Below are 16,494 nucleotides of genomic sequence, written 5' to 3'. Positions count from 1 at the left end.
CCCGCCCCGCCCGGGAGGCTCGACCTAACCTGCTGAAATGCTTGAAATTCGTGTCTGGCGCGGAAATCGCAGAGACGCTCGCGGGCCCGATGTTCCGGCCCGCGTCACGGATCGAGCCATGCAGAAACTGCTGAGCGCCGCCTTCGCCGCCGTCCTGCTGCTGACCCCTGCCGCCGGCTGGGCCCAGTCGCGCATCAAGGACATCGCCGCCATCGAGGGGGTCCGCACCAACCAGCTGGTCGGCTACGGCCTGGTGGTCGGCCTGAACGGCACCGGCGACTCGCTGCGCAACTCGCCCTTCACCCGCCAGTCGCTGGAGGGGATGATGGAGCGGCTGGGCGTCAACATCCGCGACGCCAATCCCAACACCAAGAACCTCGCCGCCGTCATGGTCACGGCCGAGCTGCCCGCCTTCGCCACCCCGGGCGCGCGCATCGACGTCAACGTCTCGGCCCTCGGCGACGCCAAGAGCCTGCAGGGCGGCACCCTGGTGGTCACCAGCCTGCAGGGCGCCGACGGTCAGGTCTACGCCGTGGCCCAGGGCTCGATCCAGACCGGCGCCGTCTCGGGTCAGGGCGCCTCGGGCTCGTCCGTCACCCGCGGCGTCCCGACCGCCGGCCGCATCGCCTCGGGCGCGACGGTCGAGCTGGAGACCGGCTTCAGCCTCGACCAGATGCACGAGCTGCGCCTGACCCTGCGGAACCCCGACTTCACCACCGCCCAGCGCGTCGCGGCGGCGGTCAACGCCGTCTACCCGAACTCGGCCCTCGCCGAGAACGGCTCGGTCATCGCCCTGCGGCCGCCGGCCCAGCTGGGCATGGCCGGCTTCATCAGCCGGGTCGAGAACCTGCCGGTGCAGGTCGACATGCCCGCCCGCGTGATCGTCGATGAGGTCAATGGCGTCATCGTCATGGGAGAGAACGTCCGCATCTCCACCGTCGCCATCGCCCAGGGCAACCTGACCGTATCGGTGCAGGAGACCCCGTTCGTCAGCCAGCCCGCCCCCTTCTCCGGCGGCGAGACGACCGTGGTGCCCGAAAGCGACGTGACCATCGAGGAGGAGCTGGGCCGCGAGATGCGCATCGTCGAGGGCTCGACCTCGCTGCAGACCCTGGTCAACGGTCTCAACGCCCTGGGCGTCACCCCCCGCGACATGATCTCCATCCTGCAGGCGATCAAGGCCGCCGGGGCCCTGCAGGCCGACATCGAGGTGATGTGAGCATGACCGATCTCGCCGTCTCCCCCGACCTGCTGCGTCGACCGGTCGGCCCGACCGCCGGCGGCGACATGGCGCGGATGCGGGCCGCCGCCGCGCAGTTTGAATCCCAGTTTCTCGCCCAGATGCTGCGGCCGGTGTTCGACGCCCTGCCCACGGATGGTCCGTTCGGCGGCGGCGAGGGCGAGGCCATGTGGCGCTCGTTCATGGTCGACGCCATGGCCGAGCAGACCGTCAAGGCTGGCGGCCTCGGCCTGTCGGACGCCATTCTGGCCGAGATGATCCGTCTGCAGGAGGCCCGCCCATGACCGACGCCGAGCGCGCCCACGCGCGGGTCACCCAACTGCTCGGCCTGACCGAGCGGCTCACCGAGCGGCTCGCCGCGGAGACCGCCGCCTTCGAGGCGCACCGGCCGCAGGACGTGGCGGCGGGCGTGGCCGAGACCCAGGAGCTGGCCAACCACTACCGGCGCGAGGTGGCGCGGGTGAAGGCCGAACCCGACCTGCTGGCGCCTGCCCCGGCCGCCGCGCGGCAGGCCCTGATCCGCGCCACCCGCACCTTCGAGGACACGCTCGCCCGTCACGCCCGCGCGCTGGAAGCGGCCAAGACGGTGTCCGAGGGCCTCGTCCGCGTCATCGCCGGCGAGGTCGCGGCGCAGCGGGCCAAGGGCGTGGGCTACGGCGCCGGGGGCCAGGCCGCCGCCGGGGACGCCCGCGCCGTCGCCTTCAACCGCACGGCCTGACCGCCGCCCGGCACGAGCGGACACCGGCGTCTGTCGAACACCGTTAACCCTGACGCTGAGGGGGCCCTTAAGATGTGTCGGGCAAGGTGGCGGCATGACCACGCGCAGTCAGCTCCTTGGCCTGGCCTTCGCTGCGGCAGACCTCCTCGTCGAGGTTGACCGGCAGGGGGCCATCCAGCTCGCCCTCGGCTCCTCACCCTGTGGCAAGAAGCCTGCAGAGGCGCTGATCGGCGAGCCGGTATTCGAGCGTCTTGACGTCGCCGGACAGGCCGAACTCCGGCGCGCCCTGGCGGAGTTACAGCCGGGACGGCGCAGCGCGCCTCTGCACTTGAGGCTGCTTTGCGAGGGCGATATGGCCCGCAAGCTGGTGATGCGCCTGTTCCGGCTGCCGGAGGACGAGGCCGGGATTTCCTGCGCCATCACCTTCGAGGGCCCTCTTGAGGCCCGCTCGTCCCTGCCGCCGCCGCCAATGCTGACGCCGGACGCCTTTCTGGAGCGGACCCACCGCGCCCTGATGGGCCCCGGCGAGGAGCCGGAATCGCTGGCGGTAGCGTTCGTGGACGTCCTGGGCCTTGCCGAGGCGGGGCAGGACCCCGCCACGCGCGCCCGGATCCAGGACCGCGTTGAAACCGCCCTTCAGGAAGCCTCGGTCGACGGCGCCTCCGCCGCCCGCCTGACCGAAGAGCGCTACGCCCTGCTGCGCCATGCCGATGACGAGCGGGATCTCGCCGCGGAGGTTCGCGACGTGGGGCTCTCGGAAGGCGTGGACCTCGACGTGCGCGGCAGCGACATTGATCTTCCCGGCGCCGCGGCGCCGGTCCAGGCCCTGCGCGCGCTGCGCTTCGCCGTCGAAAGCTGCCTGAAGGAGGGGGGCCTGGAGCGCCCGGATCTCGCCTTCACCGCCTCGCTGATGAAGACCCTGGAGGAGGCTGACCGCTTCCGGGCCATGGTGCGCCAGCGTCGCTTCGACCTGCATTTCCAGCCGATCGTCGACCTCACAACCGGCAGCGTCACACACTTCGAGGCCCTGGCGCGCTTCGGCAACGGCGGCCCGGCCGAAACGCTCCACATGGCCGAGGAACTGGCCCTGATCGAGGGCTTCGACCTTGCCGTCGCCGACAAGGCCATCTCCCGCCTGAACCAGGCCGGCGCCGGATCGCTGCATTTGGCGGTCAACGTCTCGGGCGCGTCCCTCGCCGGTGACGCCTATGTGCAGAGCCTGCTCAAGCTGACGGCCAAGACCCCGGCGGTGCGTCGTCGTCTGATCGTCGAGGTGACGGAAACGGCTGCGCTGGCGGATCCCGCCGCCGCCAACCTGCGACTCGCAACCCTGCGAGACGCCGGCATCCGGGTCTACATCGACGACTTTGGCTCGGGTTCGGCCGGCTTCGACTATCTGCGCAAGCTGTCGGTCGATGCGGTCAAGATCGACGGCAGCCTGATCACGGACTTCGAGAGCGATGTCCGGTCACGCCAGGTCATCAGCCACATCGTCGAGCTGTGCCGTTCGATGTCGTTCAAGGTCGTGGCCGAACGGGTCGAGACCGAGGCTTGTCGCCTCGCGCTGGTCGAGCTCGGGGTCGACATGGCCCAGGGCTATCTGTTCGGCAAACCCACCGCCGAGCCGATCCAGCCGCGCAGCCCGAACGCCGCGCGTCGGGTCGGCGCCGTCGAGGCCTGGGGCTAGCTTCGTCCCGGCGTTACCGGGGCCGGCGACGGCGGACCGGAACCGGCTTCGGCTGAGGGCGCGAGCCCGCAAGGGCGGCGAGGCCCGTCAGGCCGATCAGGACGCCAAGAACCGCTGCGGTGACCATGTCGTCTCGCCTTTCATAACGCGACGGTGACAGAGTGGGACGGCTGCGGACGTCTGACAAGGCCTGCTGACGCGGCGCGCGACGTCGCACCCCCGGGCGCAGACACCATGTTCCCATATTGTTCTTGCTGAATCGACGGCGGTGATGCCCATATAGGCGCTCACATAGCCCTGTTGGCCCGGGCGCCCCGCCCGGCCCTTGTGCGTTTCGCCGGACAGCATGACCGACAGCCAGGATTTCATTCGCGTCCGCGGGGCGCGCGAGCACAATCTCAAGGGCGTGGATGTGGACATCCCGCGCGGCAAGCTGGTCGTCATGACCGGCCTGTCCGGCTCGGGCAAATCCTCACTGGCCTTCGACACCATCTACGCCGAGGGCCAGCGTCGCTATGTCGAGAGCCTCTCGGCCTATGCCCGCCAGTTCCTCGAGCTGATGAGCAAGCCGGACGTCGACCTGATCGAGGGTCTGTCGCCGGCCATCTCGATCGAGCAGAAGACGACCTCGAAGAACCCGCGCTCGACGGTGGGCACCGTCACCGAGATCCACGACTACATGCGCCTGCTGTGGGCGCGTGTCGGCGTCCCCTACTCCCCCGCCACCGGCCTGCCGATCGAGAGCCAGACCATTAGCCAGATGGTCGACAAGCTGACCGCCCTGCCGGACGGCGAGCGTCTCCTGCTGCTGGCCCCGGTCGTGCGTGGCCGCAAGGGCGAGTACCGCAAGGAGATCGCCGAGTGGCAGCGGCAGGGCTTCCAGCGGCTCAAGATCGACGGCGAGTTCTACGCCATCGAGGATGCCCCCGCGCTCGACAAGAAGTTCAAGCACGACATCGACATCGTCGTGGACCGCATCGTCACCAAGGCCGGTCTCGAGGGCCGCTACGCCGACAGCCTGCAGACGGCGCTGAACCTCGCCGACGGCATCGCCACCGCCGAATGGGCCAGCGTCGCCGAGGGCGAGACCGAACCGCGCCGCATCATCTTCTCCGAGAAGTTCGCCTGCCCGGTCTCCGGCTTCACCATCAGCGAGATCGAGCCGCGGCTGTTCTCGTTCAATAACCCCTTCGGCGCCTGCCCGACCTGCGACGGCCTCGGGGTCAAGCTGGCGTTCGACGCCGACCTCGTGGTGCCGGACCGCGACAAGACCCTGCACGGCGGGGCGGTGGCCCCCTGGGCGCGCGGCCCTTCGCCGCTCTACACCCAGACGCTGCAGGCGCTGGCCCGCCACTACGGCTTCTCCATGGACAAGCCCTGGCGCGACCTGCCGGACAAGGCCAAGGCGGTCATCCTGCACGGCTCCGGGGCCGAGAAGATCACCTTCACCTACGACGACAACGCCCGGAAGTACGAGGTGTCCAAGGCCTTCGAGGGCGTGGTGCCGAACCTCGAGCGGCGCTGGCGTGAGACCGACTCGGCCTGGGTGCGCGAGGAGATGGCCCGCTACCAGTCGGAGACGCCGTGCGAGGCCTGCGGCGGCAAGCGCCTCAAGCCCGAGGCCCTGGCGGTCAAGGTCGGCGGCGAGGACATCGCCGACATCTCGGGCCTGTCGATCTCGAAGGCCTTCCTGTGGTTCTCGACCCTGTCCGAGACCCTGACCGACAAGCAGATGGAGATCGCCCGGCGGATCCTGAAGGAGATCACCGACCGGCTGCGCTTCCTGAACAACGTCGGCCTCGACTACCTCAACCTGTCGCGCAGCTCCGGCACCCTGTCCGGCGGCGAGAGCCAGCGCATCCGTCTGGCCAGCCAGATCGGCTCGGGCCTGACCGGCGTGCTCTATGTGCTCGACGAGCCGTCGATCGGCCTGCACCAGCGCGACAACACCCGCCTGCTCGACAGCCTCAAGGGCCTGCGCGACCTCGGCAACTCGGTGCTGGTGGTCGAGCATGACGAGGAGGCCATCCTGACCGCCGACCACGTCATCGACATGGGCCCGGCGGCCGGGGTCCACGGCGGCGAGATCTGCGCCCAGGGCACGCCCGCCGAGGTCATGGCCAGCCCGACCTCCCTGACCGGCAAATACCTGACCGGCGAGCGAGAGATCGAGCTGCCGTCCGAGGGCCGCCGCCCGGTCGACCGCAAGCGCCTGCTCAAGGTCTCCGGGGCGACCGGCAACAACCTCAAGAACGTCACCGGCGAGATCCCGGTCGGCGTCTTCACCTGCATCACCGGCGTGTCCGGCGGCGGCAAGTCGACCTTCACCATCGAGACCCTCTACAAGGCCGCCGCGCGGCGGCTGAACAACGCCACCGACGCCCCGGCCCCGTTCGACCGCATCGAAGGGCTGGAGCACTTCGACAAGGTCATCGACATCGACCAGAGCCCGATCGGGCGCACGCCGCGCTCGAACCCGGCCACCTACACCGGCGCCTTCGGCCCGATCCGCGACTGGTACGCCGGCCTGCCCGAGGCCAAGGCCCGCGGATACGGCCCCGGCCGCTTCAGCTTCAACGTCAAGGGCGGCCGCTGCGAGGCCTGCCAGGGCGACGGCGTCATCAAGATCGAGATGCACTTCCTGCCGGACGTCTATGTCACCTGCGACGTCTGCAAGGGCCGCCGCTACAATCGCGAGACGCTGGAGATCGTCTTCAAGGGCAAGTCGATCGCCGATGTGCTGGACATGACGGTCGAGGAGGCGGCGCGCTTCTTCAACGCCGTCCCGCCGATCCGCGACAAGATGCTGACGCTGGAGCGGGTCGGGCTCGGCTACGTCAAGGTGGGCCAGCAGGCCACCACCCTGTCCGGCGGCGAGGCCCAGCGGGTCAAGCTGGCCAAGGAGCTGTCGCGCCGGGCCACCGGCCGCACCCTCTACATCCTCGACGAGCCGACCACCGGCCTGCACTTCGAGGATACGCGCAAGCTGCTGGAGGTGCTGCAGGAGCTGGTCGAGAACGGCAACACCATCGTCGTCATCGAGCACAATCTCGACGTCATCAAGGTGGCCGACTGGCTGCTCGACTTCGGGCCCGAAGGCGGCGACGGGGGTGGCGAGATCGTCGCCGTCGGCACACCCGAGGACGTGGCCGCCAACCCCGCCAGCTGGACCGGGCGCTATCTCAAGGAGGTGCTGGCCCGCCACGAATCGCGCCGCAAGGCGCGCGTCGCCACGCTGAAGAAGCGGGCGTAAGGGGCGACGCGAGAGGCCCCTCCGTCCGGTCGCTGCGCGCCCGGCCACCTCCCCATTTCATGGGGAGGAGAGGCCCCTTTCCTCCCCACGCAGTGGGGAGGGGGACCGCGAAGCGGTGGAGGGGCATTCAACGCTCCACGCGAGGGCGGAGCGACGGGCCTCAGCCCGCGGTCTTCTCGACCTGGCCGTATTCGAGGTCGACCGGGGTCGGGCGGCCGAAGATCGACACCGCCACGCGCAGGCGGGCGTTGTCCTCGTCGACGCTCTCGACCTGGCCGTCGAAGCTGGCGAACGGGCCGTCGACGACCTTGACGGTCTCGCCGATGTCGAAGCGGATGGTCGGCTTGGGCCGCTCCACGCCTTCCTCGACGGCGCCGATGATGTTCTGCACCTCGCGCTCGGACACCGGCAGCGGCTTGGTGCCGCCCGCGGCGCCGAGGAAGCCGGTCACCTTCGGGGTGTTCTTGACCAGGTGATAGGCCTCGTCGGTCATCTCCATCTTCACCAGCACATAGCCGGGGAAGAACTTCCGCTCGGTGTTGACCTTGCGGCCGCGGCGGATCTCGACGACGTCCTCGGTCGGCACGAGGATTTCCGAGAAGCGGTCTTCCAGACCCTGTTGCCGGGCCTGCTCACGCAGCTGTTCGGCGACCTTTTTCTCGAAGTTCGAATAGGCGTGGACGATATACCACTTGTGGCGCGGGTTCGCCGCTTGGGGCGCTGCGTCGGTCATGATGCGCGTCTCCTCAGGCGCCGAGGCCGAGCACCAGCTGAGACAGGAAGCTCAGGATGGTGTCGACGATCCAGAAGAAGGCGGCGGCGAGCGCCACCATGATGAAGACCATCACCGAGGTGATCCAGGTCTCCTTGCGGCTCGGCCACACGATCTTGCGACCCTCGGCGCGCACCTGGCTGGCGAACTGCATCGGCGAGATACGCGCCTTGGCCGCCGGCGGCTCGGCCGCGACGGTCGCCGCCGGAGCGGGCTGCGGGCTGCCGGGACGGCGCCCTCCGGGTGTCTTCGCCTTCGCCATGGGCTTAAAGGGTCTCTCGAAATCTGTTCCTGTCGCCCCAGATGGGGACGGCCCGACCATGGCGACAGGGGGTGGCAGGAGTTGGGGGACTCGAACCCACGACCCCCGGTTTTGGAGACCGGTGCTCTACCAACTGAGCTAAACTCCTAGGGCCCCGACAATCCTCCGCCGCCGGGGTCGCCCCGGTCAGCAGTGATCGCCAGACGCGGGCCTATGCCTGACGCGCGGGGCGTTTTCAAGGGCGCCGGCGCCATCGCGCGGCCTTGACGCGGATCAAGGCGGACCTTCCGCCGCCCTGGCATGTTGCGATCCACAGGGGCGTTCCGCCCCGGAGGAGACCCACATGAGCCGACTGCATCACGTGCGCATGGAGCTGGCGCGCGACGCCGGGGCCCCCGAGGGCGATCGCGGCGTCGGCTACGACCTTGTCCTGCCGCTGGACGCCGAGCGCCGGCTGGCGGGCCCCGCGGCCTTCGCCGAGCAGCCGCAGGCGGGTCGCGTGCGCCGCTTCCGCGACGGCGAGACCGAAGCGATCGGCCAGCTGAAGCATGGCCCCGGCGGCGTCTGGCGGCTGGAGTTCGAGGGCGAGCCGCGCCCCGAGGTCGCCTTCCGCCTCGGTGAGGAGCAGTTCCGGCCCGGCGAATACATCGCCATCCGCGAGGCGGACGGCGACTTCCATCCCTACCGGGTGGTCAGCACGCGCGAGCTGGGCTGAGCCGGCCTCAGCTCTCGTACTGGGCCGCGACCGCCTGGGCCTCGTCCTCGGGGCGGACGATCTGCTTGAACAGCAGCTTGTCGATGCGGCGGTCGTCCATGTCGATGACCTCGACCTCGAAGCGGCCAACCTGCAGCACCTCGCCCTCGGTGGGCACCCGCGACAGCTGGTGCAGCACCAGCCCGGCCACCGTGTGGAAGCCCTCGGTCTCGCCGAAGTCCTCGCCGAGGGCGTCGGCCAGCTCGTCGAGGTCGGTCTGGCCATCCACCAGCCAGGACCCGTCCTCGCGCCGGTGGATGTAGGCCTGGGCCTCGTCGTGTCCTTCGTTGAAGTCGCCGGCGATCATCTCCAGCAGGTCGGTGGCGGTGACCACGCCCTCGAAGGCGCCGAACTCGTCGACAATGAAGGCCATGTGGACCCTGGAGCCCTTCATGATCTCCAGCGCCTTCAGCACCGAGGTCGACTGGGGGATGAAGGCCGGCTCGGCGACCAGCTTCTCGACATTGAACTCGCCATTGTCGAGCAGGCTGTCGAGCAGGTCCTTCTTGTGGACCACGCCCAGCGGGTTATCGACGTCATTCTCGCGGGCCACCACGATGCGCGAATAGGGGCAGGTGCGGATCTCGCGGCGCAGCTCCTCCTCGGAGTCGTCCAGCGCGATCCAGAACACCTCGTGGCGCGGCGTCATGGCCACCCGGACCGGGCGGTCGCCGAGGGTCAGGATCTCCTCGATCATCTCCTGCTCCTCCGGCTCGATCAGCCCGGCGGAGGCCCCTTCGGCGAGGATGCTCTCGACCTCTTCCTGGGTGACGTCGGTGCCGTCGCGATCCTTGACGCCCATCACCTTGAGGATGGCCGAGGTCGAGGCCGTCAGGACGACCACGAACGGCTTGAGCAGCTTGGCCACCAGCGAGATCGGCCCGGCCGTCTTGGTGGCGATCGTCTCCGGGAAGATCAGCGCCAGCCGCTTGGGCACCAGCTCGCCGACGATCACCGACACATAGGTGATGGCGACGACGACGATGGCCGTCGCGGTCGCCTCGGACCAGGGCGCGAAGGCGGGGATGTTGGTCTCGATCAGCCGGTCCAGCTCGCCGGCGATGCTCGCCTGACCGAAGGCGCCCGCCAGAATGCCGATCAGGGTGATGCCGACCTGCACGGCCGACAGGAACTGGGTCGGCTCCTCCGCCAGTCGCAGCGCCCGCCGGGCCCCGCGATCGCCACGTTCGGCGCGACTCTGCAGCTTCGACTTGCGAGAGGACACGACCGCGAGCTCGGTCATGGCGAACAGGCCGTTCAGCACCACGAGCAGCAGTACGACGGCTATGGAGGCGGCTAACATTTAGGAGGGGCGGGCCCGAGACGCGGCGCATCTGGCGGCAGCCGCGGACGAATGTTACGTCACCTCGCCCCGCCGCGCCAGCGTCATGGCCGCGCGCGGCTCAGATTGTTCCGGGATGACCTGACCTTGAGCATCGCCGCCACGTCGACCATCGCCCTCGATCCGGGCCTCGACCCGCAGCGGCTGCAACCCGTCTTCAAGCGTTTCGGCCGGCTGCACGTGCCCGGGGTGTTCACCCCCGCGGCGGCGGCGGCCATCGCCGGGGCCTTCGACGAGGCCGGCGGCTGGAAGCGGTCGATCCATCTGGGGCCGGGGCAGGACCTCGACATTCCGATCGAGAACCTCGAGGCCCTGCCCGCCGAACGCCGCGCCGACATCGAGGCGCGCATGCGGGCCGGCTCGCGCGACGTGTTCAGCTATCTGTTCGACGCCCTGCGGGTGTCCGACGCCCTCGACCGCGGCGAGCCCATGCACCCGGTGCTGCTGGACGCCTGCCGCTTCGTGCGCAGCCCGGCCTTCCTCGACTTCGTGCGGGTCATGACCGGCGATTCCCGCCCGATGTGGGCGGACATGATGGCCAGCCGCTATCTGCCGGGCCACTTCCTGACCACCCACGACGACGAACAGGCCGGCCACGACCGGCTCTACGCCTATGTGCTGGGCTTCAGCCCGCAGTGGCGCACGGACTGGGGCGGGCTCCTGATGTTCGTCGATCCCGACGGCCACGTCTCCGAGGCCTACACCCCGACCTTCAACAGCCTGAACATCTTCCGGGTGCCGCAGCCCCACGCCGTGTCGCTGGTGGCGCATTTCGCCCAGGCCCCGCGCCACGCCCTGACCGGCTGGCTGCACGGCCGCCCGCCGGCGGGGAAAGGCTAGACGGCGGCGAAGGCCGCGACGCCGAGGAAGACGCCGATGAACAGGCCGATGCGGAGGGCGCGGAACATGGGGTTACCGAAACCTTAACGGAGACCCGTCCTCTGCCCCCTGCCGCCGGCCCCGGCAAGGCCGCGCCGCCTGCCGGTTGAGCGGCAGGCTTAACGGGCGCTTTGAAAGGCGAGGACAGCGTCTCTATATGGGCGGCCCTCCCCCGCCCCCGGACGACCATGGCCCGCATCCTCATCACCTCGGCGCTGCCCTACATCAACGGCATCAAGCACCTGGGGAACCTGGCCGGCTCGATGCTGCCGGCCGACGTCTGGGCCCGGTTCAAGCGCGCCCAGGGGCACGACGTCCTCTACATCTGCGCCACCGACGAGCACGGCACCCCGGCCGAGCTGGCCGCCGCCGCCGCGGGCCAGGACGTGCGCACCTACTGCGACGAGCAGCACGATATCCAGAAGCGCGCCGGCGAGGTCTTCGGCCTGAGCTATGATTTCTTCGGACGCTCCTCCAGCAACGCCAACCACCGCCTGACCCAGCATTTCGCCGCCGCGCTCGAGGCCAACGGCTTCATCGAGGAGCGGGTCGACCGGATGATCTATTCCGTCGATGACGCCCGCTTCCTGCCGGACCGCTACGTCGAGGGGACCTGCCCCCACTGCGCCTACGAGAAGGCGCGCGGCGACCAGTGCGACAACTGCGGCCGGCTGCTGGACCCGACCGACCTGATCAATCCCTATTCGGCGGTCTCGGGCAGCCGCAATCTCGAGGTCCGGGACACCCGGCACCTCTATTTGCTGCAGACGAAGCTGGCCGACCGCATCCGCGCCTGGGTCGACTCGAAGACCGACTGGCAGCCGCTGGCCCGCTCCATCGCCTTCAAGCACCTCGACGAGGGACTGATCGACCGCGGCATCACCCGTGACCTGAAGTGGGGCGTGCCGGTGGTCGGCCCCGACGGCGGCCCGCGGCCGGGGCTGGAGGGCAAGGTTTTCTACGTCTGGTTCGACGCCCCCATCGAGTACATCGCCGCGACCGAGGAGTGGGCCACGGCGACCGGCGGGTCGTGGCGCGACTGGTGGCGCCTCGACGAGGGCGCCGACGACGTCCGCTACGTCCAGTTCATGGGCAAGGACAACGTCGCCTTCCACACCGTCAGCTTCCCGGCGACGATCCTCGGCTCGGGCGAGCCGTGGAAGACGGTCGATACCCTCAAGGCCTTCAACTGGCTGAACTGGTACGGGGGCAAGTTCTCGACCAGCCAGGGCCGCGGCGTGTTCATGGACAAGGCGCTGGAGCTGCTGCCGGCGGACTACTGGCGCTGGTACCTGACCGCCTACGGCCCCGAGCACGCCGACGCGGCCTTCACCTGGGAGACCTTCCAGGGCGCGGTGAACAAGGACCTGGCCGATGTGCTGGGCAATTTCGTCAACCGCATCGTCAAGTTCGCGGAGTCGAAGTTCGACGGCGTCGTCCCCTCCGGCGGAACGCCCGGCCCGGTCGAGGCGAAGCTGGAGGCCGACATGGCGGCCGTGCTCGCCGAGGCCACGGCCCAGTTCGAGGCCATGGAGTTCCGCAAGGCCGCCCAGGCCCTGCGCGCCGCCTGGGTGCTCGGCAACGAGTACCTCCAGGAAGCCGCGCCCTGGACCGCGCTCAAGACCGACCGCGACCGCGCCGCCGTGGGCGTGCGCACCGGCCTGAACCTGGTGGCGCTGTTCGCCCGGCTGGCGGCGCCGGTCCTGCCCTTCACGGCCGGGCGCATCGCCGCCACCGTCGGGGCCGACGATCTGTCTTGGCCGGCGGCGGACAACAGCTGGACCACGGCCCTGCCCGAGGGCCGGCCGGTGCAGGCCCCCGAGGTGCTGTTCCGCAAGATCGAGGACGCCCAGGTGGCCGAATGGGCCGCCCGCTTCGGCGGCGGCGAGGCGTAAGGCGTCGCGGAGGCCCGGACGGGGTTGAATCCCGGCCCGTCCGGTTCCATTGAAGCGGCAACCAGAACACCGTCTCAGGAGACCTCCCCCATGACCGTTCGCGTCGCCATCAACGGCTTCGGTCGCATCGGCCGTCTCGTGCTCCGCTCGATCGTCGAGCATGGCCGCCGCGACATCGAGGTGGTGGCGATCAACGACCTGGGGCCGGTGGCCACCAACGCCCACCTGCTGCGCTACGACTCGGTGCACGGCCGCTTCCCCGGCACGGTCGAGGCGGGCGACGACTGGATCGACGTGGGCCTCGGCAAGATCCGCGTCACCGCCGAGCGCGACCCGTCGAAGCTGCCGCACAAGGACCTGGGCGTCGACATCGCCTTCGAGTGCACCGGCATCTTCACGGCGAAGGACAAGGCCTCGGCCCACCTGACCGCCGGGGCCAAGCGGGTGCTGGTCTCGGCCCCGGCCGACGGCGCCGACAAGACCATCGTCTACAAGGTCAACCACGACACCCTGACCGCCGACGACATCGTCGTCTCCAACGGCAGCTGCACCACCAACGCCCTCGCCCCGGTGGCCAAGGTGCTGAACGACCTGTTCGGCATCGAGCGCGGCTACATGACGACGATCCACGCCTATACCGGCGACCAGCCGACGCTGGATACGATGCACAAGGACCTGTACCGCGCCCGCGCGGCGGGCCTGTCGATGATCCCGACCTCGACCGGCGCGGCCAAGGCGCTGGGCCTCGTGCTGCCGGAGCTGAAGGGCAAGCTGGACGGCTCCTCGATCCGCGTGCCGACCCCGAACGTCTCGGTCGTCGACCTCAAGGTCGTGGCCGCCCGCGAGGTCACGGCCGACGAGATCAACGCCGCGCTTCAGGCCGCCGCCGACGGCCCGATGAAGGGCGTGCTGGCCACCACCACCGATCCGGTGGTGTCGATGGACCTGAACCACATCGCCGCCTCCTCGACCGCGGCCCTGGCCCAGACCCAGGTGGTCGACGGCAAGCTGGCCCGGGTGCTGAGCTGGTACGACAACGAGTGGGGCTTCGCCACGCGCATGTCCGACACGGCGCTGGCGATGGCGAAGTTCCTGTAGGGGTCGAACGACTTTCCTCCCCACGCAGTGGGGAGGGGGACCGCGAAGCGGTGGAGGGGCTCGCCGCAGACTGACCCGAATGCGAGAGACGCCCCTCCGTCTCTTCGCTTCGCTCAGAGCCACCTCCCCGTCGCTGCGCGACAGGGAGGAAAAAGGTGGACCCCATGCCCCGTTTCCGCACCCTCGACGACACCGGGCCGATCGCCGGCCAGACCGCCCTCGTGCGGGTGGACTTCAACGTCCCCATGGAAGACGGGCGCGTCACCGACGACACCCGGCTGCAGGTCGCCCTCCCGACCATCCAGCGGCTGCGGGATGCGGGGGCGAAGGTGGCGCTGCTGGCCCACTTCGACCGGCCCAAGGGCAAGGTCGTGCCGGCCATGAGCCTGAAGCCCGTCGTCGATGATCTGGAACGCCTCCTCGGCGCGCCGGTGCGCTTCGCCGACGACTGCGTCGGTGACGCGGCCCGGGCCGTGCTGGACGACCTCGACGCCGGCGGCGTGGCCCTGCTGGAGAACGTCCGCTTCCACCCCGGCGAAGAAGCCAACGACCCGGCCTTCGCGGCGCAGCTGGCGGCGCTGGGCCAGCTCTATGTCAACGACGCCTTCTCGGCGGCGCACCGGGCCCACGCCTCGACCGAAGGGCTGGCGCACCACCTCCCCGCCTTCGCCGGCGAGAGCATGCGCCGCGAGCTGGAGGCGCTGGACAAGGCGCTGGGGACCCCGGTCAAGCCGGTGCTCGGCATCGTCGGCGGCTCCAAGGTCTCGACCAAGCTGGACCTGCTGCAGAACCTGGTGACGAAGCTGGACCGCCTCGCCATCGGCGGCGGCATGGCCAATACCTTCCTGCACGCCCAGGGCGTCGATGTCGGCGCCAGCCTCTGCGAGAAGGACCTGGCCGACACCGCCCGCGACATCATGGCCGCGGCGCGCCGCGCCGACTGCGAGCTGCTGCTGCCGGTCGATGTGGTGGTGGCCAAGGCGGTCAAGCCGGGCATCGAGACCGGCGTGCGCGCACTGGACCGCATCGCCGCCGACGACCTGATCCTCGACGCCGGCCCGGAGACCGCCGCGCGGCTCAAGCGCGCCATGGACCTGTCGAAGACCCTGATCTGGAACGGCCCGCTCGGCGTGTTCGAGGTGCCGCCGTTCGACGCCGCCACCGTGGCGGCGGCGCAGCACGCGGCGGCGCTGGCGAAGGCCGGCCGGCTGACCGCCGTGGCCGGCGGCGGCGACACGGTCGCGGCGCTGAACCATGCCGGGGTGGTCGACGACATGACCTTCGTCTCCACCGCCGGCGGGGCCTTCCTCGAATGGATGGAAGGCAAGCCCCTGCCGGGCGTCGACGCTCTCAGGCGGTGAGGCCGGGGGGCCACGCCCCCTCGCCCGCGTCGTTACAATGCGTGACTTCCCGGCCGACCGGCGCTAGACCGGGGCCAATAAAAACAACGACTCTCAGGACAGATCAGCATGGCGCGCATCACGCTGCGGCAGCTGCTCGACCATGCCGCCGAGCATGGCTACGGGCTGCCCGCCTACAACATCAACAACATGGAACAGGGCCTCGCCATCATGGAGGCGGCCGACGCGGTCAATGCGCCGGTCATCATCCAGGCCAGCCGCGGGGCGCGGAGCTACGCCAATGACGTGGTGCTGGCCCGGCTGATCGACGCCCTGGTCGAGCTCTATCCGCACATCCCGGTGTGCATGCACCAGGACCACGGCAACGGCCCGGCCACCTGCGCCACCGCCATCCAGTACGGCTTCACCTCGGTGATGATGGACGGCTCGCTGGAGGAGGACGCCAAGACCCCGGCCAGCTACGAGTACAACGTCGACGTCACCCGCCGGGTGGTCGAGATGGCCCACGCCTGCGGCGTCTCGGTCGAGGGCGAGCTGGGCGTGCTGGGCAGCCTCGAGACCGGCATGGGCGAGGCCGAGGATGGCCACGGCTTCGAGGGCAAGCTGGACCACTCGGCCCTGCTGACCGACCCGGACCAGGCGGTCGACTTCGTCGAGCGCACCCAGGTCGACGCCCTGGCCATCGCCATGGGCACCAGCCACGGGGCCTACAAGTTCACCCGCCAGCCGGACGGCGAGGTGCTGGCCATGCATGTGATCGAGGAGATCCACCGCCGCCTGCCCAACACCCACCTGGTGATGCACGGCTCGTCGTCGGTGCCGCAGGACCTGCAGGACATCATCAACCAGTACGGCGGCCAGATGCCCCAGACCTGGGGCGTGCCGGTCGAGGAGATCCAGCGCGGCATCAAGCACGGGGTGCGCAAGGTCAACATCGACACCGACAACCGCATGGCCATCACCGGCGCCATCCGGAAGGTGCTGATGGAGAAGCCGCACGAGTTCGACCCGCGCGCCTATCTGAAGCCGGCCAAGGAGGCCATGCGCAAGATCTGCCAGCAGCGCTATGTCGAGTTCGGCTGCGAGGGCATGGCCGACAGGATCAAGCCGCTGTCCACCGCCCAGATGGCGAAGCGCTACGCCTCGGGCGAGCTGACCCCGAAGACCCGCGCGGCGCTGAAGGCGGCGAGCTAGGCCGCGGTCGCCCCGTCATCCGCCCTCTCCTCCCCCATA

The 16,494-nt window shown here is 69.8% G+C and carries 14 protein-coding genes and 1 tRNA gene; 11 read left to right on the top strand and 4 right to left on the bottom strand.

Annotated features, from left to right (window positions below):
- Positions 1-118 precede the first annotated feature (118 nt).
- The 5 genes from VGN74_RS00745 to uvrA all read left to right on the top strand — a co-directional run bounded on the left by VGN74_RS00745 (position 119) and on the right by uvrA (position 6,898).
- Positions 119-1,219: a flagellar basal body P-ring protein FlgI gene (locus tag VGN74_RS00745; protein ID WP_327445449.1), complete on the top strand. Its 1,101-nt coding sequence runs from the start codon at positions 119-121 to the stop codon at positions 1,217-1,219.
- Between the two features lie 2 nt (positions 1,220-1,221).
- Positions 1,222-1,524, top strand: coding sequence for a rod-binding protein (locus VGN74_RS00740; RefSeq protein WP_327445448.1), 303 nt, complete (start codon positions 1,222-1,224; stop codon positions 1,522-1,524).
- Positions 1,521-1,958 (top strand): flagellar basal-body protein FlbY, encoded by a 438-nt coding sequence (locus tag VGN74_RS00735; RefSeq protein WP_327445447.1) that lies wholly within the window; start codon positions 1,521-1,523, stop codon positions 1,956-1,958. The genes VGN74_RS00740 and VGN74_RS00735 overlap by 4 nt, the downstream gene beginning before the upstream one ends.
- Before the next feature lie 94 nt (positions 1,959-2,052).
- On the top strand, positions 2,053-3,645 hold the full coding sequence (locus tag VGN74_RS00730; protein ID WP_327445446.1) for an EAL domain-containing protein: 1,593 nt from the start codon (positions 2,053-2,055) through the stop codon (positions 3,643-3,645).
- 346 nt (positions 3,646-3,991) lie between these two features.
- Positions 3,992-6,898 (top strand): excinuclease ABC subunit UvrA, encoded by a 2,907-nt coding sequence (uvrA, locus tag VGN74_RS00725; RefSeq protein WP_327445445.1) that lies wholly within the window; start codon positions 3,992-3,994, stop codon positions 6,896-6,898.
- 160 nt (positions 6,899-7,058) lie between these two features.
- Here the strand turns inward: uvrA and nusG are convergent, their stop codons facing one another.
- The 3 genes from nusG to VGN74_RS00710 form a co-directional block, all read right to left on the bottom strand.
- The gene (gene nusG, locus VGN74_RS00720; RefSeq protein WP_327445444.1) at positions 7,059-7,631 is read right to left on the bottom strand and encodes a transcription termination/antitermination protein NusG; all 573 of its coding nucleotides are present in this window, start codon (positions 7,629-7,631) and stop codon (positions 7,059-7,061) included.
- A gap of 13 nt (positions 7,632-7,644) precedes the next feature.
- Positions 7,645-7,932 (bottom strand): preprotein translocase subunit SecE, encoded by a 288-nt coding sequence (secE, locus tag VGN74_RS00715; protein ID WP_327445443.1) that lies wholly within the window; start codon positions 7,930-7,932, stop codon positions 7,645-7,647.
- Between the two features lie 72 nt (positions 7,933-8,004).
- Positions 8,005-8,080: transfer RNA gene (locus VGN74_RS00710), tRNA-Trp, on the bottom strand.
- Between the two features lie 195 nt (positions 8,081-8,275).
- Between VGN74_RS00710 and VGN74_RS00705 the strand changes: the two genes are divergently transcribed.
- Positions 8,276-8,647, top strand: coding sequence for a hypothetical protein (locus VGN74_RS00705; protein ID WP_327445442.1), 372 nt, complete (start codon positions 8,276-8,278; stop codon positions 8,645-8,647).
- Positions 8,648-8,654: 7 nt separating this feature from the next.
- Here the strand turns inward: VGN74_RS00705 and VGN74_RS00700 are convergent, their stop codons facing one another.
- Entirely contained in the window at positions 8,655-9,989 is a 1,335-nt protein-coding gene (locus VGN74_RS00700; RefSeq protein ID WP_327445441.1) for a hemolysin family protein, read from the bottom strand.
- A gap of 126 nt (positions 9,990-10,115) precedes the next feature.
- Between VGN74_RS00700 and VGN74_RS00695 the strand changes: the two genes are divergently transcribed.
- The 5 genes from VGN74_RS00695 to fba all read left to right on the top strand — a co-directional run bounded on the left by VGN74_RS00695 (position 10,116) and on the right by fba (position 16,455).
- A complete protein-coding gene (locus VGN74_RS00695; protein WP_327445440.1) occupies positions 10,116-10,868 on the top strand; it encodes a 2OG-Fe(II) oxygenase in 753 nt (250 codons plus the stop codon).
- A gap of 227 nt (positions 10,869-11,095) precedes the next feature.
- The gene (gene metG, locus VGN74_RS00690) at positions 11,096-12,802 is read left to right on the top strand and encodes a methionine--tRNA ligase (protein ID WP_327445439.1); all 1,707 of its coding nucleotides are present in this window, start codon (positions 11,096-11,098) and stop codon (positions 12,800-12,802) included.
- Positions 12,803-12,892: 90 nt separating this feature from the next.
- Positions 12,893-13,900 carry a type I glyceraldehyde-3-phosphate dehydrogenase gene (gap, locus tag VGN74_RS00685; RefSeq protein ID WP_327445438.1) on the top strand — a complete coding sequence of 336 codons (1,008 nt, stop codon included), beginning with the start codon at positions 12,893-12,895 and terminating at the stop codon, positions 13,898-13,900.
- A 164-nt stretch (positions 13,901-14,064) separates the two neighbouring features.
- Positions 14,065-15,261, top strand: a complete 1,197-nt coding sequence (locus VGN74_RS00680) for a phosphoglycerate kinase (protein ID WP_327445437.1) — start codon at positions 14,065-14,067, stop codon at positions 15,259-15,261.
- Between the two features lie 108 nt (positions 15,262-15,369).
- A complete protein-coding gene (gene fba, locus VGN74_RS00675; protein WP_327445436.1) occupies positions 15,370-16,455 on the top strand; it encodes a class II fructose-bisphosphate aldolase in 1,086 nt (361 codons plus the stop codon).
- Positions 16,456-16,494 lie beyond the last annotated feature (39 nt).

It is taken from the genome of Brevundimonas sp. (genome assembly GCF_035998205.1).
Lineage (GTDB): Bacteria > Pseudomonadota > Alphaproteobacteria > Caulobacterales > Caulobacteraceae > Brevundimonas.
This window is presented reverse-complemented; position numbering and strand designations above follow the sequence as displayed.